At 53.6% G+C, this 20599-nt stretch carries 18 protein-coding genes; 9 read left to right on the forward strand and 9 right to left on the reverse strand.

The genetic code is table 11. The features are described from left to right. Window positions 1-80: 80 nt before the first annotated feature. Window positions 81-1715, reverse strand: coding sequence for a CTP synthase (locus tag AAG834_RS06015; protein WP_003768576.1), 1635 nt, complete (start codon window positions 1713-1715; stop codon window positions 81-83). Window positions 1716-1907: 192 nt separating this feature from the next. Between AAG834_RS06015 and AAG834_RS06020 the strand changes: the two genes are divergently transcribed. After that, a complete protein-coding gene (locus AAG834_RS06020) occupies window positions 1908-3218 on the forward strand; it encodes a sulfate adenylyltransferase subunit 1 (RefSeq protein WP_342031573.1) in 1311 nt (436 codons plus the stop codon). A gap of 478 nt (window positions 3219-3696) precedes the next feature. On the opposite strand, the gene AAG834_RS06030 is transcribed toward AAG834_RS06020, so the two are convergent. Next, the gene (locus AAG834_RS06030; protein ID WP_025458322.1) at window positions 3697-4335 is read right to left on the reverse strand and encodes a bifunctional 4-hydroxy-2-oxoglutarate aldolase/2-dehydro-3-deoxy-phosphogluconate aldolase; all 639 of its coding nucleotides are present in this window, start codon (window positions 4333-4335) and stop codon (window positions 3697-3699) included. A gap of 217 nt (window positions 4336-4552) precedes the next feature. Further along, complete coding sequence (gene edd / locus AAG834_RS06035) at window positions 4553-6388, reverse strand: phosphogluconate dehydratase (protein WP_342031574.1); 1836 nt, start codon at window positions 6386-6388, stop codon at window positions 4553-4555. 463 nt (window positions 6389-6851) lie between these two features. Between edd and zwf the strand changes: the two genes are divergently transcribed. The 5 genes from zwf (at window position 6852) to pgi (ending at window position 13107) form a co-directional block, all read left to right on the forward strand. After that, window positions 6852-8297, forward strand: coding sequence for a glucose-6-phosphate dehydrogenase (gene zwf, locus AAG834_RS06040; protein WP_342031575.1), 1446 nt, complete (start codon window positions 6852-6854; stop codon window positions 8295-8297). 216 nt (window positions 8298-8513) lie between these two features. Continuing rightward, entirely contained in the window at window positions 8514-9209 is a 696-nt protein-coding gene (gene pgl, locus AAG834_RS06045) for a 6-phosphogluconolactonase (RefSeq protein WP_342031576.1), read from the forward strand. Next, a complete protein-coding gene (locus tag AAG834_RS06050) occupies window positions 9190-10191 on the forward strand; it encodes a glucokinase (protein ID WP_342031577.1) in 1002 nt (333 codons plus the stop codon). The genes pgl and AAG834_RS06050 overlap by 20 nt, the downstream gene beginning before the upstream one ends. Before the next feature lie 49 nt (window positions 10192-10240). After that, a complete protein-coding gene (gene hexR / locus AAG834_RS06055; RefSeq protein WP_003768591.1) occupies window positions 10241-11089 on the forward strand; it encodes a DNA-binding transcriptional regulator HexR in 849 nt (282 codons plus the stop codon). A 374-nt stretch (window positions 11090-11463) separates the two neighbouring features. Further along, window positions 11464-13107 carry a glucose-6-phosphate isomerase gene (gene pgi, locus AAG834_RS06065; protein ID WP_342031595.1) on the forward strand — a complete coding sequence of 548 codons (1644 nt, stop codon included), beginning with the start codon at window positions 11464-11466 and terminating at the stop codon, window positions 13105-13107. Window positions 13108-13193: 86 nt separating this feature from the next. On the opposite strand, the gene AAG834_RS06070 is transcribed toward pgi, so the two are convergent. The 6 genes from AAG834_RS06070 to AAG834_RS06095 form a co-directional block, all read right to left on the reverse strand. Continuing rightward, window positions 13194-13598, reverse strand: coding sequence for a hypothetical protein (locus tag AAG834_RS06070; protein ID WP_342031578.1), 405 nt, complete (start codon window positions 13596-13598; stop codon window positions 13194-13196). Window positions 13599-13750: 152 nt separating this feature from the next. Next, the gene (gene imm47, locus AAG834_RS06075; protein WP_342031579.1) at window positions 13751-14551 is read right to left on the reverse strand and encodes an Imm47 family immunity protein; all 801 of its coding nucleotides are present in this window, start codon (window positions 14549-14551) and stop codon (window positions 13751-13753) included. A 110-nt stretch (window positions 14552-14661) separates the two neighbouring features. After that, window positions 14662-14865 (reverse strand): DUF2788 domain-containing protein, encoded by a 204-nt coding sequence (locus AAG834_RS06080; RefSeq protein ID WP_003768561.1) that lies wholly within the window; start codon window positions 14863-14865, stop codon window positions 14662-14664. Between the two features lie 118 nt (window positions 14866-14983). Beyond that, window positions 14984-16153, reverse strand: a complete 1170-nt coding sequence (gene metZ / locus AAG834_RS06085; RefSeq protein WP_342031580.1) for an O-succinylhomoserine sulfhydrylase — start codon at window positions 16151-16153, stop codon at window positions 14984-14986. A gap of 181 nt (window positions 16154-16334) precedes the next feature. Next, window positions 16335-16943 carry a DUF3465 domain-containing protein gene (locus tag AAG834_RS06090; RefSeq protein WP_342031581.1) on the reverse strand — a complete coding sequence of 203 codons (609 nt, stop codon included), beginning with the start codon at window positions 16941-16943 and terminating at the stop codon, window positions 16335-16337. Between the two features lie 105 nt (window positions 16944-17048). Beyond that, the gene (locus AAG834_RS06095; protein WP_342031582.1) at window positions 17049-17876 is read right to left on the reverse strand and encodes a hypothetical protein; all 828 of its coding nucleotides are present in this window, start codon (window positions 17874-17876) and stop codon (window positions 17049-17051) included. A 103-nt stretch (window positions 17877-17979) separates the two neighbouring features. Here AAG834_RS06095 and AAG834_RS06100 point away from each other — a divergent pair, with 103 nt between their 5' ends. The 3 genes from AAG834_RS06100 to AAG834_RS06110 all read left to right on the forward strand — a co-directional run bounded on the left by AAG834_RS06100 (window position 17980) and on the right by AAG834_RS06110 (window position 20555). After that, window positions 17980-18231 carry an NGO1151 family protein gene (locus tag AAG834_RS06100; RefSeq protein ID WP_016687175.1) on the forward strand — a complete coding sequence of 84 codons (252 nt, stop codon included), beginning with the start codon at window positions 17980-17982 and terminating at the stop codon, window positions 18229-18231. A 73-nt stretch (window positions 18232-18304) separates the two neighbouring features. Further along, window positions 18305-19147, forward strand: a complete 843-nt coding sequence (locus AAG834_RS06105) for a basic amino acid ABC transporter substrate-binding protein (RefSeq protein WP_003768540.1) — start codon at window positions 18305-18307, stop codon at window positions 19145-19147. Between the two features lie 175 nt (window positions 19148-19322). Then, on the forward strand, window positions 19323-20555 hold the full coding sequence (locus tag AAG834_RS06110; RefSeq protein ID WP_342031583.1) for a multidrug effflux MFS transporter: 1233 nt from the start codon (window positions 19323-19325) through the stop codon (window positions 20553-20555). The last annotated feature ends 44 nt before the right edge of the window (window positions 20556-20599 follow it).

The raw sequence follows: 20599 nt of genomic DNA on the forward strand, positions 1-20599 counted from the left end.
TCAAAACATCGCCATACCAACACAAAAAAGCACCTCAATCGAGGTGCTTTTTCTATTTTCAGACGACCTTTTGCCGGGCATCAGCCTTTTTTATTGTTCAATGCGGCTTTGACAAACGCGGTAAACAAAGGATGGCCTCTGCGCGGGTTGGACGTGAACTCGGGGTGGAACTGGCAGGCGAAGAACCAAGGATGGTTCGGCAGTTCAATGGTTTCGACCAAGCGTTCACGTCCGGCGGATACGCCGCCGATGACCAAGCCTGCTTGTTCCAGCGTAGGAACGTAGTTGTTGTTGACTTCGTAGCGGTGACGGTGGCGCTCGCGGATGTGTTCGCTGCCGTAGATTTTGGCGGCGAGGCTGCCTGCTTTCAATTCAACCTCTTGCGCACCCAAACGCATGGTGCCGCCCAAATCGGCGGATTCGTCGCGTGTTTCGACGCTGCCGTCGGCGGTTTGCCATTCGTCAATCAGGGCGACGACGGGCGCGGCGCATTTGAGGTCGAACTCGGTGGAGTTCGCGCCTTTCAAGCCTGCCACGTCGCGGGCGTATTCAATCAGCGCAATCTGCATACCAAGGCAGATGCCCAAGTATGGCACGTTGTTTTCACGGGCGTAGCGCACGGCGGCAATTTTACCTTCCACGCCGCGCGAACCGAAGCCACCGGGAACGAGGATGGCGTCCATGTCTTTGAGCATGGAAACGTCGCCGTTGTTTTTCTCGATGTTTTCGCTGTCAACGAAGGTAATCTGCACATCGGTTTCGGTGTGGATACCCGCGTGTTTCAAGGCTTCGATCAGCGATTTGTAGGATTCGGTCAAATCGACGTATTTGCCGACCATGGCGATTTTGACGGTGTGTTTCGGATTTTTGATGGCATGGACGATTTTTTTCCACGCGGTCAAATCCGCCTGTTGTACGTTCAGCTGCAACTGCTCGGTAATGATGTTGTCGATGCCTTGGTCATGCAGCATTTCGGGGCATTCGTAGATGCTGTCCACGTCGTAGCTGCCGACAATCGCGCGTTCTTCCACGTTGCAGAACAAGGCGATTTTGCGGCGTTCGTCCGCCGGCATTTTTCGGTCCATACGGCAAATCAGGATGTCGGGCTGCAAACCGATGCTCAACATTTCTTTAACGGTATGCTGGGTCGGCTTAGTTTTGATTTCGCCTGCGGCGGCGATGTAGGGGACGTAGCTCAAGTGGGCGAACAAGGTGTTGTTGCGTCCCAACTGGCTGCGCATCTGACGGATGGCTTCCAAAAACGGCAGCGATTCAATGTCGCCGACCGTACCGCCGATTTCGACGATGGCAACATCGTAACCCGCCGCACCTTCGTGGATGCGGCGTTTGATTTCGTCGGTAATGTGTGGGATGACTTGAACCGTACCGCCGAGGTAGTCGCCGCGGCGTTCTTTGGCGATGACGTTTTCGTACACCTGCCCCGTGCTGAAGCTGTTGCGGCGGGTCATGGTGGCGTTGATGAAACGTTCGTAGTGTCCCAAGTCGAGGTCGGTTTCCGCGCCGTCGTCGGTGACGAACACTTCGCCGTGCTGGAACGGACTCATCGTGCCGGGGTCGACGTTGATATAAGGGTCGAGCTTGAGCATGGTCACGTTCAAACCGCGCGATTCGAGGATGGTGGCAATAGAAGCGGCGGCGATACCTTTTCCGAGTGAAGATACGACGCCGCCGGTTACGAAAATAAATTTAGTCATGATGCAGTACCCATGTTGGAATACGGGATTTTACCTTTAAGCGGGTTTTCTGGCAAACGCGGGAAGCCGACGCCGCCCGAAAGAAACCGCCCGAATATAACGAAATCATCTTTTTTTAAAACCAAGCATTCTTTCCCATTTTCAGACGACCTCATTAAAGTAACGTGCAATCCGAGAATTAAGGAAAGAACCATGACCGCAACCACCGCCCCGCTTTTGCGCTTCATCACCGCCGGCAGCGTCGACGACGGCAAATCCACCCTCATCGGCCGCCTGCTCTACGACAGCAAAACCCTGCTGACCGACCAGCTCGACAAACTCAACCGCGCCGCCGAAAACGGCGAAACGCCCGACTTCGCCAGTCTCACCGACGGCCTTGCCGCCGAGCGCGAACAAGGCATCACCATCGACGTCGCCTACCGCTATTTCGCCACGCCCAAGCGCAAATTCATCATCGCCGACACGCCCGGACACGAACAATACACCCGCAACATGGTAACGGGTGCATCGACCGCCGACGCCGCCATCGTCCTGATAGACGCAACGCGCGTCGATTTTTCCGGCGGCGAACCCGTCCTCCTGCCGCAAACCAAACGCCACAGCGCGATTCTGAAACTCTTGGGCTGCCCCAACATCATCGTCGCCGTCAACAAACTCGACCTGCTCGACTTCGACGAAACCAAATATCAGGCCATTACCGCAGCCTACCGCAAGCTGACGGAACAAATCGGCCTCCAAGCCCAAATCCACTTCCTGCCCATCAGCGCATTAAAAGGCGACAACATCGTCAACGCCAGCAGCCAAACCCCGTGGTATCAAGGTTTGCCGCTGTTACCCCTGCTCGAAAACCTGCCCGTCAACCGCCAAAACGCCGCCGACCAAGCCGCCCATTTCCCCGTGCAGCGCGTCGCACGGCAAGACGGCAGCAGCAGCGACGACTTCCGCGGCTATCAAGGCAGACTGGAAGCAGGTCGTCTGAAAACCGGCGACGAAATCAAAATCCTGCCCAGCGGACACACTGCCAAAATCGCCGAAATCTATAATCCCAACGGCAAAACCGAATCCGCCGAAGCAGGCGAAGTGCTGACCGTCGCGCTCGACACCGACCTCGACATCTCGCGCGGCAACAGCATCGCCGCCGCCGACAGCCCCGTCTCGCCCGAACAGCAGTTCCAAGCCGCGCTGTGCTGGTTCGACGACATCCCGCTCAACCTGCGCCGCAAATACCTGCTGAAACACACCACCCAAACCACGCCCGTCAAAATCAGCGCGATTTCCTACGTTTGGGACGTGAACACCCTCAGCCGCGTCGAATCCGCCGACACGCTCAAACTCAACGACATCGGCAGCGTCAGTCTCAAAACCCAGCAGCCGATCGCCGCCGCGCCCTACGAAGAAAACCATGCCCTCGGCGCGTTCATCCTGATAGACGAAGCCACCAACCACACCGTCGCCGCAGGCATGATACGCAAGGCTGACCAAGCGGACAGTTTTGAAATTTGAAACAAGGGCATCTTGAATTGAAGAGGTCGTCTGAAAAACCGAAACAAGGGTTTTCAGACGACCTCTTTATAGTGGATTAAATTTAAATCAGGACAAGGCGACGAAGCCGCAGACAGTACAGATAGTACGGAACCGATTCACTTGGTGCTTCAGCACCTTAGAGAATCGTTCTCTTTGAGCTAAGGCGAGGCAACGCCGTACTGGTTTAAAGTTAATCCACTATAGTTTGGCAGATTAAGGCAGGGAATATGGCAGGTCGGTTTTAAGCCATACGGCGTTGCCTCGTCCTTATCCAACGCGGTGGGAAATCACAGTGAATTAAAATAACGAAATCGCGGCATGGCATTTTTCATTTGTATACATGGCAAAAGGTCGTCTGAAAATCCAAAATCGGATTTTCAGACGACCTTTGCCTTACTTGAACCACCTTAGCAGGCGGACATCATGACCGCTAAGGTATGGCTTACCTTTTAGAAAATCAGGCTTTGGGTTTCAACGCTGCCGCTTCTTTAGCAAGGCGGGTGATGGTGTTCCAGTCTTTGTTTTTAACGGCTTCTTTCGGGGTCAGCCATGAGCCGCCGACGCACAAGACGTTGGGCAGTGCCAAGTAATCGGGCGCGGTGGCGAGGCTGATGCCGCCGGTCGGGCAGAAGCGCACGTCGGCATAAGGGCCGTAGAGGGCTTTGAGCATGGCTTTGCCGCCGACGACTTCGGCAGGGAAGAGTTTGAGGGTGTCGATGCCGTGTTCCAAAGCCAGTTGGACTTCGCCCGGAGTAGCAACGCCCGGAATCAGGGGGATGCCGCTGTTGTGGCTGGCTTTGGCGAGGGATTCGTGCAAACCCGGGCTGATGGCGAAAACCGCGCCTGCGTCTTCGACGGCTTTGAGCTGTTCAGGGTTGGTAACCGTACCCGCGCCGACGATGGCGTTGGGCACTTCTTTGGCAATCAGGCGGATGGCGTCGAGGCCGACGGGGGTGCGCAGGGTGATTTCGAGGGTGGGGATGCCGCCTTCGACAAGGGCGTGGGACAAATCGACGGCGGTGCTTAAGTCGTCAATCGCCATCACAGGCACAACTGCGCCGGCAGTCAGGATTTCGCGTGGGGTCAGTTTGGACATTTTGATTCTCCAGGTGAGATGGGGTTGTCGTTTTTGTTGAAGTCAAACGGGATGGGGGTTTAAGTTTTCAGACGACCTTTGGGCTGTAGGTCGGATTCTCGAATCCGACATCTTGGACGGCTGTGTCGAATTCGAGAATCCGACCTACGTCTGTTTTAAACGGCTTCAATAATTTTTCAGACGACCTTCCGTTTGAAAAGGTCGTCTGAAACGTACATCAGGCAAATTCACCGCCGAAGCTCATGGCACCGGTTTCTGCGCTGCTGGTCATGCTGCGGAAGTTGGCGAAGAGTTCGCGGCCACAGCCTTGTTGGTTCGCGCTCAAGTCGATATGTTCGACTTCGCGGGCGTTCCATTCGGCCTCGTCAATCAGGACGTTGAGTTCGCCGGTAACGGAGTCGAAGCGGATCAGGTCGCCAGTACGGATTTTGGCAATGTTGCCGCCCATCAGGGCTTCGGGCGTCATGTGGATGGACGCGGGCACTTTGCCGGACGCGCCGGACATACGACCGTCGGTCAGCAGCGCCACTTTGAAGCCGCGGTCTTGCAGGATGCCCAAAGGCGGGGTCAGTTTGTGCAACTCGGGCATACCGTTGGCGCGCGGGCCTTGGTAGCGGACGACGCAGACGAAATCGCGTTCCAACTCGCCGCGCTCAAACGCTGCCAACACTTCGCGTTGGTCGTTGAACACGATGGCGGGCGCTTCGATGATGCGGCAGCCTTCGCGCACGGCGGACACTTTAATCACGCCGCGTCCGATATTGCCTTTCATCAGGCGCAGGCCGCCGTCCGGGGAGAACGGGTTGTCGGCTTTGCGCAGGATGTCGTCGTTGCCGCTGGTTTCGGGGGCTTCGCGCCATTCGAGTTTGCCGTCGATGAGAAAAGGCTCTTTGGTGTAGTGGCGCATACCGTGTCCGACGACGGTATCGACATCGTCGTGCAACAAACCTGCGTCCAGTAATTCGCGGATGACGAAAGGCAGGCCGCCTGCTGCGGTGAAGTGGTTCACGTCGGCTTTACCGTTGGGGTACACGCGGATAAGCAGCGGGATGATGGAGGAAATTTCATCAAAGTCGTCCCAGTTCAAAATCACACCTGCGGCGCGCGCCATGGCGACGAGGTGCATGGTGTGGTTGGTCGAGCCACCGGTCGCCATCAGACCAATCAGGGCATTGATGAAGGATTTTTCGGTCAACATTTCGCCCAAGGGTTTGATGGTGCCGTTTTTGATGCCGCGCGCGAGGTGTCCGGCAGCGTAGCGGGTCAAGGCTTCGCGCAGGTCGGTATAAGGATGGACGAAGGCGGCGGCGGGCAGGTGTACGCCCATCATTTCCATCATCATTTGGTTGGAGTTTGCCGTGCCGTAGAAAGTGCAGGTGCCGGGGCTGTGGTAGGAACCCATTTCGCTTTCGAGCAATGCGTCGCGGCCGACTTTGCCTTCGGCGAAAAGCTGGCGGGTACGGGCTTTTTCTTTATTGCCGATACCGCTGGACATCGGGCCTGCGGGAACGAAGATGCCGGGAATATGACCGAACGAAAGCGCGCCAATCATCAAACCCGGCACGATTTTGTCGCACACGCCCATAAACAGGCTGCCGTCAAACATTTGGTGCGACAGGCCGACGGCGGTACTCATGGCGATGACGTCGCGGGAGAACAGCGACAATTCCATACCGGCGTAGCCTTGCGTGATGCCGTCGCACATGGCGGGCGTACCGCCGGCAACTTGCGCGGTTGCGCCGTTTTTCTGCGCTTCGTCTTTAATTTGGTCGGGGAAGTCTTTAAACGGCTGGTGTGCGGAAACCATGTCGTTGTAGGCGGTGATGATGCCTAAGTTGGGAACGGTGTCCTGAAGCATTTCGATTTTGATGCTTTTGGGCATGGAGGCGTAGCCGTGCGCCAAGTTGCTGCAACCGAGCTGGTTGCGTTCCAGCCGTCCCATTTGTTTGGCGCTGCGGATTTTTGCCAGATATTTTTCGCGGGTCGGACGGCTGCGCTCAATGATGCGCTCGGTGATTTCGGCGAGCTTGGGGTGGATAGGAGTGGGATTCATGTTCGGTCTCCTGTCGGAAGGGGTGGTATGGGATTTTTGTTTGCGCGTTTCTGATTTTTTGTATTGGGTGTGGGGCGTTCAGCGTTTCAGACGACCTTTCAAACCATGCAAGGGGTCGTCTGAAAGCCTCACTCTATCTATGCAGGCTATTATAATACAAAACCTGTAATTTAGTTACAAAATAATCTGCTAAATGTAAGAAATTTGATTTAAATCGTGATATGCGTCATTTGTGAAAATCTACCAGGCCAAACTCATCAAACTTTTAAACTAAGTCAAATAATTTGTAAAAATGAGAATAGACAAAATGTGTAGCCATGTGTAGTATTACTACTCATTAGCCCGCCTGTTTTGAAATTTTGATGCAGGCGATTGGTTTCCATTGCTTTTCTGCCGAAACCGCCCGTCTTTCACGGCATCCGGCGGCGCCGGCACAAGGCCTTCCTCAACGAGAGATAAAACGATGAGTACACAAACAAATTTTGATTTGGTGTTGTTCGGCGCGACCGGCGATTTGGCAATGCGTAAGCTGCTGCCTTGTCTGTATCAGGCGCACGTTGCAGGGTTGCTCAATCCTCAGGGCCGTATTTTGGGTGTCAGCCGCAGCGATTTGGATACGGCGGGCTTTTTGGCAAAAGTGGAAACCAACTCCAAAATCCATGTCAAACAAAACTTTTCAGACGACGCTTGGGCATCGTTCGTCAAACGCATCGAATATTTGAAAGTCGACGTTACCCAAGAAGCCGATTTTGCCGCTTTGGGCGAAAAAGTCAAAGCCCGCAAAGAGACCGACAACGTCATCATCTATCTTTCCACCGCGCCGAAATTCTTCGCGCAAGCCTGCGAAAACCTTGCCAAAGTCGGACTGAACGCCGACAACGCGCGCGTCGTTTTGGAAAAACCGCTGGGTACCGACCTCGCCTCTTCCCAACAAATCAATACCGATGTCGCCCGCTACTTCAAAGAAAGCCAAATCTACCGCATCGACCACTACTTAGGCAAAGAAAGCCTGCAAAACCTGCTGGCGCTGCGTTTTGCCAACGTGATGTTCGAGCCGTTGTGGAACAACAAATACATCGAAAGCGTACAACTGACCATCGCCGAACAGCTCGGTGTGGAAGAGCGCGGCGAGTTCTACGACATTACCGGCGCGCTGCGCGACATGGTGCAAAACCACCTGATGCAAATGCTGTGCATGACTGCGATGGAAGCACCCGCCAGCTTGGATGCCGACGCAGTGCGCGATGAAAAAGTCAAAGTCATCAAATCATTGAAACCGCTGACCATCGAATCCGTCAACGAAAACGTCGTGCGCGGACAATACACCGCCGCCAAAGGCATGAACGGCTATCTGCAAGAAATCAACGTTCCGCAAGACAGCTTCACCGAAACCTACGTCGCCATCAAAGCCGAAATCGAAAACGACCGTTGGAAAGGCGTTCCTTTCTACCTGCGTACCGGCAAACGCATGGCGGGCAAAGTGGCGGAAATCGTATTGAACTTCCGTCCGCTGCAAAACCATATTTTTGAAAACAGCCAAGCCGCGCCAAACCGTTTGGTTATCGAATTGCAGCCGACCGAATCCGTACGCCTCTATACGCAGATGAAAGCGCCGGGCGCAGGCAACAAAGTCGAAATCGTGCCGCTGGCAGCCGACTTGGAAAAAGTCCTCGAAGGCCGCCGCGCCGAAGCTTACGAACGCCTGCTGTTGGACGTCATCAACGGCAAGCTCGCCCTCTTCAACCGCCGCGACGAACTCGAAGCCGCTTGGGAATATGTGATGCCGATTCTGGAAAACTGGGCAAGCAACACCACCCCGCCGCACGGCTACGACGCGCATTCATGGGGCCCGGAAGCCGCCCGCGAACTGTTGGCGCGCGACGGACACAAGTGGCACGAAAACCAGTAAAGCCTTTTCAGACGACCTTTGTTTGAAGCGTTCACGGTTCAAAAAGGTCGTCTGAAAACCATAAGGCGGCAGATTAGGCGTTTCCGCCGACATTCGCGCTGCCATCGACAATACAGGCTCTCACTTACTTTCCCGCTCACAAACACTGCCTTTCAGACGACCTCCTACCCCCTTCTTAACAAAAGGGTCGTCTGAAAACAGAGAAAGGACACTTTTATGTTCGTTTGGCATGAATACGAAAACGCAGCAGCCGCTTCAGAGGCTTTGGCAGACGCAGTCGCCGTCGCGCTGCAAAACGCGCTGGATAACAAAGGCAGCGCAGTGTTGGCAGTTTCCGGCGGCCGCTCGCCGATTCCCTTCTTCCAAGCCTTGTCGCAAAAAGATTTGGACTGGCAAAAAGTCAGCATCACTTTGGTTGACGAGCGCATCGTGCCGACGACCCACGCCGACAGCAACACTGCCCTAGCACACGAATACCTGTTGCAAAACAAAGCCGCCGCAGCGACTTGGATTCCCGTTGTCGAAGCGGGTAAAACTGAAACTGAATTACAACCCGACAGCGTCGTTGCCTACGCGCTGAAACATTACAAACAACCTGACGTACTGATTTTGGGCATGGGCGGCGACGGACATACCGCCTCCCTTTTCCCGCAAGCGCCGCAACTGAAGGCAGCCATCAACGAATCAGACGACCCGACCCTTATCCACACCACGCCCGTTACCGCGCCGCACGAGCGCGTCAGCATGACCTTGGGCGCCATCGCCAAAACGGAAAACGTCTTTTTGGCGATTCAGGGTGCGGAGAAAAAAGCCGTGTTCGACAAAGCCGCCGCGCGCGCCGATTTGGAATATCCGACCAGCCTGGTATTGAACCATCAAGGAGTAAACTGCCATGTCTTCTACTCAAACTGATATTCAACAACCCGTCGGCAAAAACTATCCGCGCCTGGTTGCCGATATCGGCGGCACCAACGCCCGCTTCGCGCTCGAAACCGCCCCGCACCAGATTGAAAAAGCCCAAGTCTTGCCGTGCAAAGACTACGACACCATCGTCGATGCCGCCAAAGCCTATTTGGAACAGGCAGGCGGAGCCGAAGTCCGGCACGCCGCCTTCGCCATCGCCAACCCGATTTTGGGCGACTGGGTGCAAATGACCAACCACCATTGGGCGTTTTCCATCGAAACCACCCGTCAGGCATTGGAGCTGGACACCCTCATCCTCTTGAACGACTTTACCGCGCAGGCATTGGCGGTAACGCAGACTTCAAGCAAAGACCTGATGCAGGTAGGCGGGCATAAACCCATCGAATTTGCCCCCAAAGCCGTCATCGGGCCGGGAACCGGTTTGGGCGTGAGCGGACTGGTGCACAGCCCAGCAGGCTGGGTCGCGCTTGCCGGTGAAGGCGGCCATTCCAGCTTCCCGCCGTTTGACGACATGGAAGTTTTGATTTGGCAGTATGCGAAAAACAAATACGGCCATGTTTCCACCGAACGCTTCCTCAGCGGCGCAGGTTTGAGCCTGATTTACGAAGCACTCGCCAAACGCGACAAACTGAAAAACTACCGCCTCAAACCGTCCGAAATCACCGAAAAAGCCTTAAGCGGCACTTCCCCGCTCTGCCGTCAGACTTTGGACCTCTTCTGCGCCATGCTCGGCACGGTTGCCTCCAACCTCGCCCTGACGCTGGGCGCGCGCGGCGGCGTGTATTTGTGCGGCGGCATCATCCCCCGCGTTTTGGAATATTTTAAAACCTCACCTTTCCGCAGCCGCTTTGAAAACAAAGGCCGTTTCGAAGCCTATCTCGCCGCGATTCCCGTCTATGTCGTCTTAAGCGAATTTCCGGGCATCACCGGCGCAGCGGCGGCACTCGACAACCACTTGAAAAACGTTTAATCACACAAGCCGCCCCGACAAGGGGTGGCACACACCGAAGGGCATATTTATGTTAAGCAAAATCAGCGAATCACTGTCAAACCTGTCGGGCGCAGAACGCAAAGTCGCCGAATGCGCCTTGGCTGAACCCAAATGGTTTGTCCATGCCGCCGTCGCCGAAATCGCCGAGCGCGCATCCGTCAGCCAGCCGACCGTCATCCGTTTTTGCCGCAGCCTGGGCTACAAAGGACTGCCCGAGTTCAAACTCGCCCTGTCCGCCAGCATAGGCCACGAAGGTATGCCCTACGTCCATGAAGAGCTCAACGCCGACGACGACATGAGCATCGTTGTCGAAAAAGTATTGGGCAACGCCGCCGCCTCCATTTTGGGCGAACGCCGCTTCCTGAAAGAGTCTGAACTGGAAAACGCCATCGCCACCCTGATGCACGCGCGCCGTGTCGAGTTCTACGGCGTCGGCAACTCCGGCATCGTCGCCCAAGACGCGCAACACAAATTCTTCCGCTTCGGCATTTCCACCGTCGCCTACGTCGATACCCACACCCAACTGATGGCAGCCTCCGTCCTGTCCGACCAAGACGTCGTCGTCGCCATTTCCAACACCGGCTCGTCCATCGAGCTTTTAGACGCCGTCAGCATCGCCAAAGAAAACGGCGCGTCCGTCATCGCCCTGACCCGCAACGACTCCCCGCTGGCACAGCTTGCCGACTGCGTATTGAGCATCGCCACGCAGGAAAACGCCGAACTCTACACCCCCATGGTGTCCCGCCTGCTGCAACTCGCCGTCATCGACATCCTCGCCATCGGACTCGCCCTTCGCCTGGGCGATGCCGCCAGCCTGCAATTGCAAAAAAGCAAAAAAAGCATACACAACAAACACGTCGATTACGATAAAGACTAAACAATACCTTTTCAGACGACCTTCTATATCTCAAGGTCGTCTAAAAATACCGACCAACAAATCAGCGCTACCGTTATCCCTCAACACCAACACCAAATATAGTGGATTAACAAAAATCAGGACAAGGCGACGAAGCCGCAGACAGTACAAATAGTACGGAACCGATTCACTTGGTGCTTCAGCACCTTAGAGAATCGTTCTCTTTGAGCTAAGGCGAGGCAACGCCGTACTGGTTTAAATTTAATCCACTAGAAAAAATAACGGCAGACAACCCGCCTTTGCTACAAACTCTAAAAACGGAAACCCACCCGTTCCCGTTTCAGACGACCTCGCGGCCGTTTTCCCACAAAACCGTCCAACCTCAGGAGCATCCGATGAAACACCTTCACGACTTACCGGCTTGGTCAAAATTATGGATACATTTTGACGAAACCAAAGAACAACACATGCGCGAAATGTTCGAGCAAGACCCGCAGCGTGCGGAACGCTACTGGCTGCAAGTCGGCGGGCTGACGCTGGATTACTCCAAAAACCGCATCAACGACGAAACCATGGCACTATTGTTCGAGCTTGCCCGTGAAGCCGGCGTACCCGAACGCATGCAGCAGATGTTCCGCGGCGAAAAAATCAACACCACCGAAAACCGCGCCGTCCTCCACGTCGCCCTGCGCAACCGCACCAATTCCCCCATCATCGTTGACGGCGAAGACGTCATGCCCAAAGTCAACCGCGTCCTGCAACGCATGGGCGAATTCGCACACGAAGTCCGCAGTGGCAGCTGGTTAGGCTATACCAACCAAGTCATCACCGACATCGTCAACATCGGCATCGGCGGCTCCGACCTCGGCCCGCTGATGATGTGTACCGCGCTCAAACCCTTCGGACACCCCCGCCTCAACATGCACTTCGTCTCCAACGTGGACGGCTCCCAACTGCGCGACGTATTGTCCAAAGTCCACCCTGAGACCACCCTCTTCATCATCGCCTCCAAAACCTTCACCACCCAAGAAACCCTCACCAACGCCCTGACCGCGCGCAAATGGTTCCTTGACCATGCAGGCGATGAAGCCGCCGTCGCCAAACACTTCGTCGCCGTCTCCACCAACCAAAAAGCCGTTGCCGAGTTCGGCATCGACACCGCCAACATGTTCGAATTTTGGGACTGGGTCGGCGGACGATACAGCCTATGGTCAGCCATCGGCCTGCCCATCATGCTCTATTTGGGCGAAGAAAACTTCATCGAAATGCTCAACGGCGCGCACCTGATGGACCAACACTTCATCAACACCCCGCTCGAGCGCAACATGCCCGTCATCCTTGCCCTCATCGGCATCTGGTACATCAACTACTACGGCGGCGGCAGCCACGTCATCGCCCCCTACGACCAACACCTCCACCGCCTGCCCAAATTCATCCAGCAGCTCGACATGGAGAGCAACGGCAAACAAGTTACCCTCGACGGCAAAGCAGTCGGCTACGAAACCTCCCCGATTATTTGGGGCGAAACCGGCATCAACGGTCAGCACGCCTTCTTCCAACTGCTGCACCAAGGAACCCACATCACCCCGATCGACCTCATCGCCTCGCTTGAAAAACGCAGCAACCTGCGCGGCCACCATGAAATCCTGCTCGCCAACGTCTTCGCCCAAGCCGAAGCCTTCATGCGCGGCAAAACCCCCGACGAAGTCCGCGCCGAACTCAAAGCCCAAGGCATGGAAGCAGAGCGCATCGAAGAGCTGGTTCCGCACAAAACCTTCTCAGGCAACCGCCCGACCAACCTCATCCTCATGGACAAAATCAACCCCCGCAACATGGGCAGCCTGATCGCCATGTACGAACACAAAACCTTCGTCCAAGGCATCATTTGGGGCATCAACAGCTTCGACCAATGGGGCGTCGAACTCGGCAAACAGCTCGCCAAAACCATCCTCGCCGAGCTGACCGGAGAAACCGGCGTACAAAAACACGACAGCTCCACCACCCGCCTGATCAACCTTTATCTGAACGCCAACAAATAAAGACAGCCCCATCAGGACAAAAGGTCGTCTGAAAACCCAGATTTAAGGTTTTCAGACGACCTTTTTCATTCCATGTATAGCGTTTATCAACCGTTAGACAGCGAAACAACAAACAAAATAACCTGCACCAAAGGCAGAGCGGCTGCAACCGTTTTGACAAACAAACGATCAGGCTTTTCCATCCTCGGAAGCTGATATTGTTTCAGCCACCACAACCCCACCAGATAAGTAGAAACTGGTACGGACGCATAACCCGTCAAAAGACTGATGCCAATGGTAGCCTCACTGTTCCCGAAAAAATGGCGGACAATCGGTTCGGCAATCAGAGCAACCGCCACACCCCCGCACAATACCCCGATCATTTGAACTGCAAACAGACCCATACCGGCGATAATGCTTTGTTTCGTGTTTAATCCGAATCCTCGATTGACGGCAACGATATCAACTGCGCACCATAACAGACACAACAACAGGCCAAATAGCGAAAACATGGCTACCTCCGAACTTTAAATCTGTTTTCAGACGACCTTTTTGTCTGACAGAGTTGATAAATATGGCATGAATTCAAATAAGGAATAACGGCAACATGGCGGTTTTCCATTGAAGCTGCTATGTATTTATGGATAGCAACATTTCTTCCGTTTTATAAATTCTCAACAGGGTGTCCATAGAAATACTTCATACCCTCTATCCAGTTTTTTTCGGCTAACCGATTAATATAGCCAATCATCAAATCAAGCTCATTTCTCGAGATGACAGCATCAGTCTCAACCGGAATTTTTTCGCCCGTAAAGATAGATAAAAGGGAAGATTGGACATAGAGATTATATTTTTCCCTCTTTTGTGAGGCAATATATAGAGCAGTCATAATTTCTTGCGTCAATAAACCGGGAAAGGCGGGAGAGGCCTTATAGTAATAACAATCTGAATCTATGGTTTTTATCTTATCCAGATATAAATTTCCTACATCATCCAAGGTTGCGTTTTCCGATAATGTTGAACGATAGTTGAGGAAAATATCCAACGCATCTTTTATCGCTATTTCTAAATTACTGTCAAAGCCATCCCATTGCCCCCACAACGCTAAAAGGTATGGAATGACTTGGTATGACATTGTTGCCGTTGCGCCGACAACGAAGGTAAAGGCACCAAATGACGATGCGGAATCCAAAAAACGCAAATTCCCAATGTTTTGCAAATCATCGTGTGTACACACCGAACAAAACAGCCTAATACACAAATTTAATACCGTTTTATCTTTTGTTTGGTTCATCAGGTCGACTAAAAGGTTTTTGACGGAAAAATCTCCTTTTTTCATGATTTCGACAATGAGCAATATGCGTTCACGTTCCTCCTGAACCGAAAGCAAGCTGCTCTTTAGTTCATCCAAACTCATCTGATTGACTTTGCCATACCAAATTCCGGGCAGTAACACTTCAATCATGTACCAAGCTCCTATCTTAAACTTTGCTGTCAAAATGCAAAGGTCGTCTGAAAAAGCCCGTATCCGGGGTTTTCAGACGACCTTTCCCTTATTCTTCTTAGTTTGCCGCCTCAAGGCAGGGCGATGAATTTAATCAGCACTTCTTTGAAAATAAAGCCGAACACGCCCAAGCCCAATACCAGGAACAAAATCGCGATGCCGAATTTGCCTGCCTTGGATTCCTTACCCAAGTTCCAGACGATAAAGCCCAAGAAGATAACCAGTCCGGTCAGGCAGATTTTCATTGCCCAGTCGGAAAATTCTGCTTCACTCATAATCAATTTCCTTATTTGATGTTGTGTGTATTTTAATGTTTTCAGACGACCTTTGGAACGCTAAGAGGTCGTCTGAAATGTAATGGCTCAGGTAAATGCCGCCAGTCGGGCGTTTGGCTTAACGCGCCAACGCCTGTTTCAAATCGTCAATCAAATCATCGACGTATTCCAAACCGACGGACAGGCGCACCAGTCCGGGGCGGATATTGGCGGCGAGTTTTTCTTCGGGCTGCATCCTGCCGTGCGTGGTTGTCCACGGGTGGGTAATGGTCGAGCGCACGTCGCCGAGGTTGGCGGTACGGGAGAAGAGTTCGACGCTGTCGACGATTTTCCACGCGGCGTCAGTGTCGGCGACTTCAAAGCCGATGACGATGCCGCCGCCGTTTTGCTGTTTGCGGATAAGCGCCGCCTGAGGATGATCGGGCAATCCGGTGTAGTACACGGCTTGAACCTGCGGCTGCGCTTGCAGCCATTGGGCGATTTTCAGGGCGTTGTCGAACTGTTTTTCCATACGCAGCGACAGGGTTTCCACGCCGCTCAACAACTGCCATGCGTTAAACGGCGACATTGCCAGCCCGCAAGAGTTGCAGTAAACGGCGACCTGCGTCATCAATTCTTCCGAACCCGCCAACACGCCGCCCATCACGCGCCCGTGTCCGTCGATGGCTTTGGTTGCGGAAGAAACGGAAATATCCGCGCCGTGTTTCAAAGGCTGCGAACCGGCGGGTGACAGCAGGCTGTTGTCCACCACTAAAAGCGCGCCGATGCTGTGCGCCAATTCGGCTAAAGCTTCCAAGTCGGCCACTTCGCCCAAAGGGTTGGACGGCGTTTCCAAAAACAGCAGTTTGGTGTTGGCTTTGACGGCGGCTTTCCATTCGTCCAAATCGGTCGGCGACACATGGCTCACTTCGATGCCGAATTTGGTGACGATGTTATTGATAAAGCCGACGGTCGTGCCGAACAGGCTTCGGCTGGAAATCACATGGTCGCCCGCCTGCAAGAAGGTGAAAAACGATGCCTGAATCGCGGACATGCCGGTCGAAGTGGCGACCGCGCGTTCTGCACCTTCCAAAGCGGCGATGCGTTTTTCAAAAGCGGCGATGGTCGGGTTGGCGGTGCGAGTATAAGTGAACCCTTTGATTTTTTTGGAAAACAAATCGGCGGCGTGTTGGGCGTTGTCCCACATGAAGCTGCTGGTGAGGAACAATGCCTGATTGTGTTCGCGGTATTCGGTTTGCTCTTTGCCGCCGCGTATGGCGAGCGTCTGCGGGTGGAGTTTTTTACTCATTTGTTTTCCAATCTTGTTCAGCAGGTTTGTTTGATGTGGGAAAGGAGGGAAGCTGCGCGCTTCATAGGTTAACTTGTTAACATTTTGCGCTTATTTGCGCCGTCTTTCAAGTTTGACGGCGAATGGCAAAAGGTCGTCTGAAAACGTTTTTCAGACGACCTTTTGCAATCGTTCCAGACTTTTATTGATAAACACGTCCATTGTGTTCCAGCCAGCCATCGGTATGGCGGCCTGCGGGGTCGTGGTGCGTCCAATGGAGGACGCCACCCTGTTCCGACCATTCGTATTCGCCGTAGAAGCCGACTTTATCGCCTTTTTTCAAGCCTTTAATTTTGTCGGCGAGGTCGATGTTGTGCGCCACTAAAAGCGTTTGCCCGCTGGACAGTTTCAAGATAAAACGCTGATGGCGCGTGCCTTGGTTGTCGTCGGGCAGCGTTTTGAGAACCGTGCCTGCGCCTTTCACTTGAATATCGCTCTCTTGGTTTTCAAAGGCTTGCTGCAATATTTGTTCCGCGCTGCCCTGCCCTGCTTGGTGGTCAGACTTCGGCTGCTTGGGTTGCGACTTTTGGGATGGAGACTGCTGAGGCTGAGGCGGTTCGGATGGGGGGCGTTTTTCCGCTTGGGCTTGCGGCTGCGTTTGGGTTTCTACGGCATCTGCTGCCTGACCTTGCCGCCCCTGCTGCATTTTTTGATAACCGATTACCACGGCGGCAACAATCAGTATCCAAATCCATTTGTTTTTATTCATAAAATCCATGCCCAAAAAAATGCCCGACAGTGTATCGGGCATAAATTATTTGAAAGGAGTTAAATCACGATAACGTGAGCCGCCATTATATACAAAACCGGCGGGAAAATCAGCATTTTCAGTCCGATACCTGAAACGGCGGCGTGATCACGCTTTTTTGTTTCCCTGACTGTATTTCATTTCGTATTTGATGTCGTTCAGGATTTTTTTCACGTTGTAATCCAAAAGCTGTTCCACCAAATCGGGCGCCTGCTCGCTGAGAGTTTGTTGGAGCTGGTAGGTAAACAGCGCCATTTGTTTCTGCACGGCGGTGCGTATCATGCCGTTGACTGCGTCGGCGACGTGCGGGCGCAGGCGTTTGATTAAACGCTCGCTCAGGTCTTGCTCGGAAATGCAGAACACTTCCCTGCGGTTGATAACCTGCGGGTTCAGCACGTTGATATTGACGGTAATCGGCGGCATTTCTTGTTTTAGGTCGTCTGAAACCTGCTCTTGCGCCTGAGAACCTTCGTTTTCAGACGACGTTGCTTCATCTTTGGCAGGCGCGTCTTTTACAGGCGCGTCAAATTCGACCGTTTTACGTTTCGGATTCAGCCAAACCGTACGCGTGGACTCGATTTGTCTGTCTGACGCGCTCATTTGCAGCGAAGACTGCGCGTTCAGCCAGTTTTCCTGCAAAATCACCATCGCATCGGTCTCCGCCGTTTCGGCAGCGTCTTCCTCCAGCATGGCGTTGTGTTCCTCCTGCCATTTGCGCAGATATTCCATCAAGACGGCATCGCGGTTGGCATCGTCGAGCTTGGCGGTTTTGGCTTTGGGCTTCTGCTCGACGGCTGGCTCTTGAGATTCGCGCACCAAAGGCGCGTGTGTGTAAGGTGCGTTCAATTGGCGGGTTTGCCGCAGCTTTTCCAAGCGGCTTTCCCAATCCAGGCTTTCATCCGCTTGTTGTGGCGTATCGGGACGATTCGTATCCATTTTTTTACTTTCGTTCTTCCGTTGTGTCATTTCATTTCACGCGCATAGCGAATGCCGTGATTTGCTATAATGCGGTATTTTAACAGATTCCTAGGAACACATCATGAGCAGCATCGAACAACGCCTCGAATATTTGGAAGAAGCCAACGACGTTTTGCGTATGCAGAACCACGTCCTTGCCACCGCCCTCAAAGGCCTGATCCGTTCGCTGCCGTCCGACATGGCAAACGAAGCCGTCGAATCCATCCAGCTTGCCTTTGAAGACGCACTCGCCGAGTTGAACTACGAAGACAGCCCGCATACCGACCTCTTCCATGACGTAACCTACGCTTTTTTCCGCGAAAAAGAACACTGACGCGTAGCGACTTCCCCAAACCGTGTTAAACTATCCGTTTATTTATTAATATCCGTAAAGAAGGAACCTCCCCATGAACATGAAAAAATGGATTGCAGCCGCCCTCGCCTGCTCTGCGCTGGCACTTTCCGCCTGCGGCGGTCAAAGCAAAGACGCTTCCTCGTCAGCCCCTAAAGCCGACAAAGTGTACCGCGTCGCCGCCAACGCCGAATTCGCCCCTTTCGAATCATTGGATTCCGCCGGCAACGTTGAAGGTTTCGACGTCGATTTGATGAACGCCATGGCAAAAGCCGGTGGATTCAAAGTCGAATTCAAACACCAGCCTTGGGACAGCCTCTTCCCCGCGCTCAAAAACGGCGATACGGATATCGTCATCTCCGGCGTAACCATTACCGACGAGCGCAAGCAGTCCATGGATTTCACCGACCCTTATTTTGAAATCACCCAAGTCGTCCTCGTTCCCAAAGGTAAAAAAGTCGCCTCTTCAGACGACCTCAAAAACATGGCGAAAGTCGGTGTCGTTACCGGACAAACCGGCGACTTCTCCGTTTCCAAACTCTTGGGCAACGACAATCCTAAAATCGCCCGCTTTGAGAGCGTTCCCTTGGTCATCAAAGAACTGGAAAACGGCGGCGTGGATGCCGTAGTCAGCGACAGCGCGGTCATCGCCAACTATGTGAAAAACAACCCGACCAAAAGCATGGACTTCATCACCCTGCCTGATTTCACGATTGAAAACTACGGCATCGCCGCACGCAAAGGCGACGAAGCGACCGTCAAAATGCTGAACGAAGCGCTGAAAAAAGTACGCGACAGCGGAGAATACGACAAAATCCACGCCAAATACTTCGCCAAAGAAGGCGATAAAGCGGCAGCCGCCAGCCAAGCAGCCAGCCAACCTGAAGCAGCCAAATAATCTGTTTCAACGTTCTTAAGCAATAAGAAAGGTCGTCTGAAAGCCTGTATCGCGGGTTTCAGACGACCTTTTATATCGGATTTTGTTCCGAAGGCAGTTATTGTGCGGATTAACCGAACCCTCGTTATTGCCGAACGAATCCGCCATAGAAATTCAAATACACAGAAAGTCCCTTATGTCCCAATCCACCCCCTCCCCGCTGGGCGAAAAGCAAATGGCGGTTTTGATGGCGATGTTGGTTGCCCTGATGCCGTTTTCGGTCGATGCCTACCTGCCCGCCATTCCGGAAATGGCGCAGTCGTTGAGCACGGATATCCACCGCATTGAGCAGAGTTTGGTTTTGTTTATGTTCGGCGTGGCGTTCGGGCAGGTTGCCGGCGGCGCGGTTTCGGACATCAAGGGGCGCAGACCGGTAGCTTTGGTCGGTTTGAGCATTTATTTTGCGGCCGTTGTCGCGCTGACGATGGTGCAGTCAGTGGACGGGCTGCTGAACCTGCGCGCGGTACAGGCGTTTGGGGCGGGGATGACGGTGGTCATTGTCGGAGCGATGGTGCGCGATTATTATTCGGGCAGGCAAGCGGCGGAGATGTTTGCCTTAATCGGCATTATTTTGATGATTGTGCCGCTGATTGCGCCCATGGTCGGCTCGCAGTTGCAGGAATTGGGCGGCTGGCGTTTTATTTTCGGTTTTTTGGCGGCGTATTCGTTTGTTTTGTTTATCTTGGTGTTTGCCTTCCTGCCGCGTCCGAAGCAGACGGGCAAAATCGGGATGGATATTTTCGGACTGGTGGCGGGACGGTTCGCCAGAGTGCTGAAAACGCGGGCGGCGATGGGCTATCTGTTTTTTCAGGGGTTCAGCTTTGCGTCGATGTTTGCGTTTTTGACGGAATCGTCGTTTGTTTACCAAAAGCTGTACCATGTGACGCCGAACCAATACTCTTGGGTCTTTGCGCTGAACATTCTCACGATGGCTTCGTTCAACCGCATCACGGCATGGCGGCTTAAAACGGGGGTGCACCCGCAAAGTATTTTGAAATGGGGCATTATCGTGCAGTTTGCGGCGAATCTGACAATGGTGCTACTGGTCTGGTCAATGGGGCTGCCGCCGATGTGGGCTTTGGTGCCATGCGTGATGTTTTCGGTAGGCACGCAAGGCTTGGTCGGCGCGAACACGCAGGCTTGCTTTATGGCTTATTTCAAACAGGAAAGCGCCAGCGCAAATGGGGTATTGGGCGCGTTCCAATCCATCATTGGTGCAAGCGTGGGGCTGTTGGTAACGCGGCTGCACAATGGTTCCGCCTTGGTCATGGCGGGCATGATGCTGGCTTCGACGGTATGCGGGATTGTCTTGCTGTGGCTATGCTCGCATCAGGCTTGGAAAGAAAACGATAAAAGCGAATATGTGTGAATAATAAATAACAAAAGGTCGTCTGAAACCTTGAAATCGGGTTT

Origin of the sequence: Neisseria sp. Marseille-Q2251 (genome assembly GCF_940793045.1) — a bacterium.
Lineage (GTDB): Bacteria > Pseudomonadota > Gammaproteobacteria > Burkholderiales > Neisseriaceae > Neisseria.

Excerpts from the sequence above, each read along its gene's own strand:
- AAG834_RS06015 (WP_003768576.1), bottom strand. The coding sequence starts at position 1,715 with ATGACTAAATTTATTTTCGTAACCGGCGGCGTCGTATCTTCACTCGGA.
- AAG834_RS06020 (WP_342031573.1), top strand. The coding sequence starts at position 1,908 with ATGACCGCAACCACCGCCCCGCTTTTGCGCTTCATCACCGCCGGCAGC.
- AAG834_RS06030 (WP_025458322.1), bottom strand. The coding sequence starts at position 4,335 with ATGTCCAAACTGACCCCACGCGAAATCCTGACTGCCGGCGCAGTTGTG.
- edd (WP_342031574.1), bottom strand. The coding sequence starts at position 6,388 with ATGAATCCCACTCCTATCCACCCCAAGCTCGCCGAAATCACCGAGCGC.
- zwf (WP_342031575.1), top strand. The coding sequence starts at position 6,852 with ATGAGTACACAAACAAATTTTGATTTGGTGTTGTTCGGCGCGACCGGC.
- pgl (WP_342031576.1), top strand. The coding sequence starts at position 8,514 with ATGTTCGTTTGGCATGAATACGAAAACGCAGCAGCCGCTTCAGAGGCT.
- AAG834_RS06050 (WP_342031577.1), top strand. The coding sequence starts at position 9,190 with ATGTCTTCTACTCAAACTGATATTCAACAACCCGTCGGCAAAAACTAT.
- hexR (WP_003768591.1), top strand. The coding sequence starts at position 10,241 with ATGTTAAGCAAAATCAGCGAATCACTGTCAAACCTGTCGGGCGCAGAA.
- pgi (WP_342031595.1), top strand. The coding sequence starts at position 11,464 with ATGAAACACCTTCACGACTTACCGGCTTGGTCAAAATTATGGATACAT.
- AAG834_RS06070 (WP_342031578.1), bottom strand. The coding sequence starts at position 13,598 with ATGTTTTCGCTATTTGGCCTGTTGTTGTGTCTGTTATGGTGCGCAGTT.
- imm47 (WP_342031579.1), bottom strand. The coding sequence starts at position 14,551 with ATGATTGAAGTGTTACTGCCCGGAATTTGGTATGGCAAAGTCAATCAG.
- AAG834_RS06080 (WP_003768561.1), bottom strand. The coding sequence starts at position 14,865 with ATGAGTGAAGCAGAATTTTCCGACTGGGCAATGAAAATCTGCCTGACC.
- metZ (WP_342031580.1), bottom strand. The coding sequence starts at position 16,153 with ATGAGTAAAAAACTCCACCCGCAGACGCTCGCCATACGCGGCGGCAAA.
- AAG834_RS06090 (WP_342031581.1), bottom strand. The coding sequence starts at position 16,943 with ATGCCCGATACACTGTCGGGCATTTTTTTGGGCATGGATTTTATGAAT.
- AAG834_RS06095 (WP_342031582.1), bottom strand. The coding sequence starts at position 17,876 with ATGGATACGAATCGTCCCGATACGCCACAACAAGCGGATGAAAGCCTG.
- AAG834_RS06100 (WP_016687175.1), top strand. The coding sequence starts at position 17,980 with ATGAGCAGCATCGAACAACGCCTCGAATATTTGGAAGAAGCCAACGAC.
- AAG834_RS06105 (WP_003768540.1), top strand. The coding sequence starts at position 18,305 with ATGAACATGAAAAAATGGATTGCAGCCGCCCTCGCCTGCTCTGCGCTG.
- AAG834_RS06110 (WP_342031583.1), top strand. The coding sequence starts at position 19,323 with ATGTCCCAATCCACCCCCTCCCCGCTGGGCGAAAAGCAAATGGCGGTT.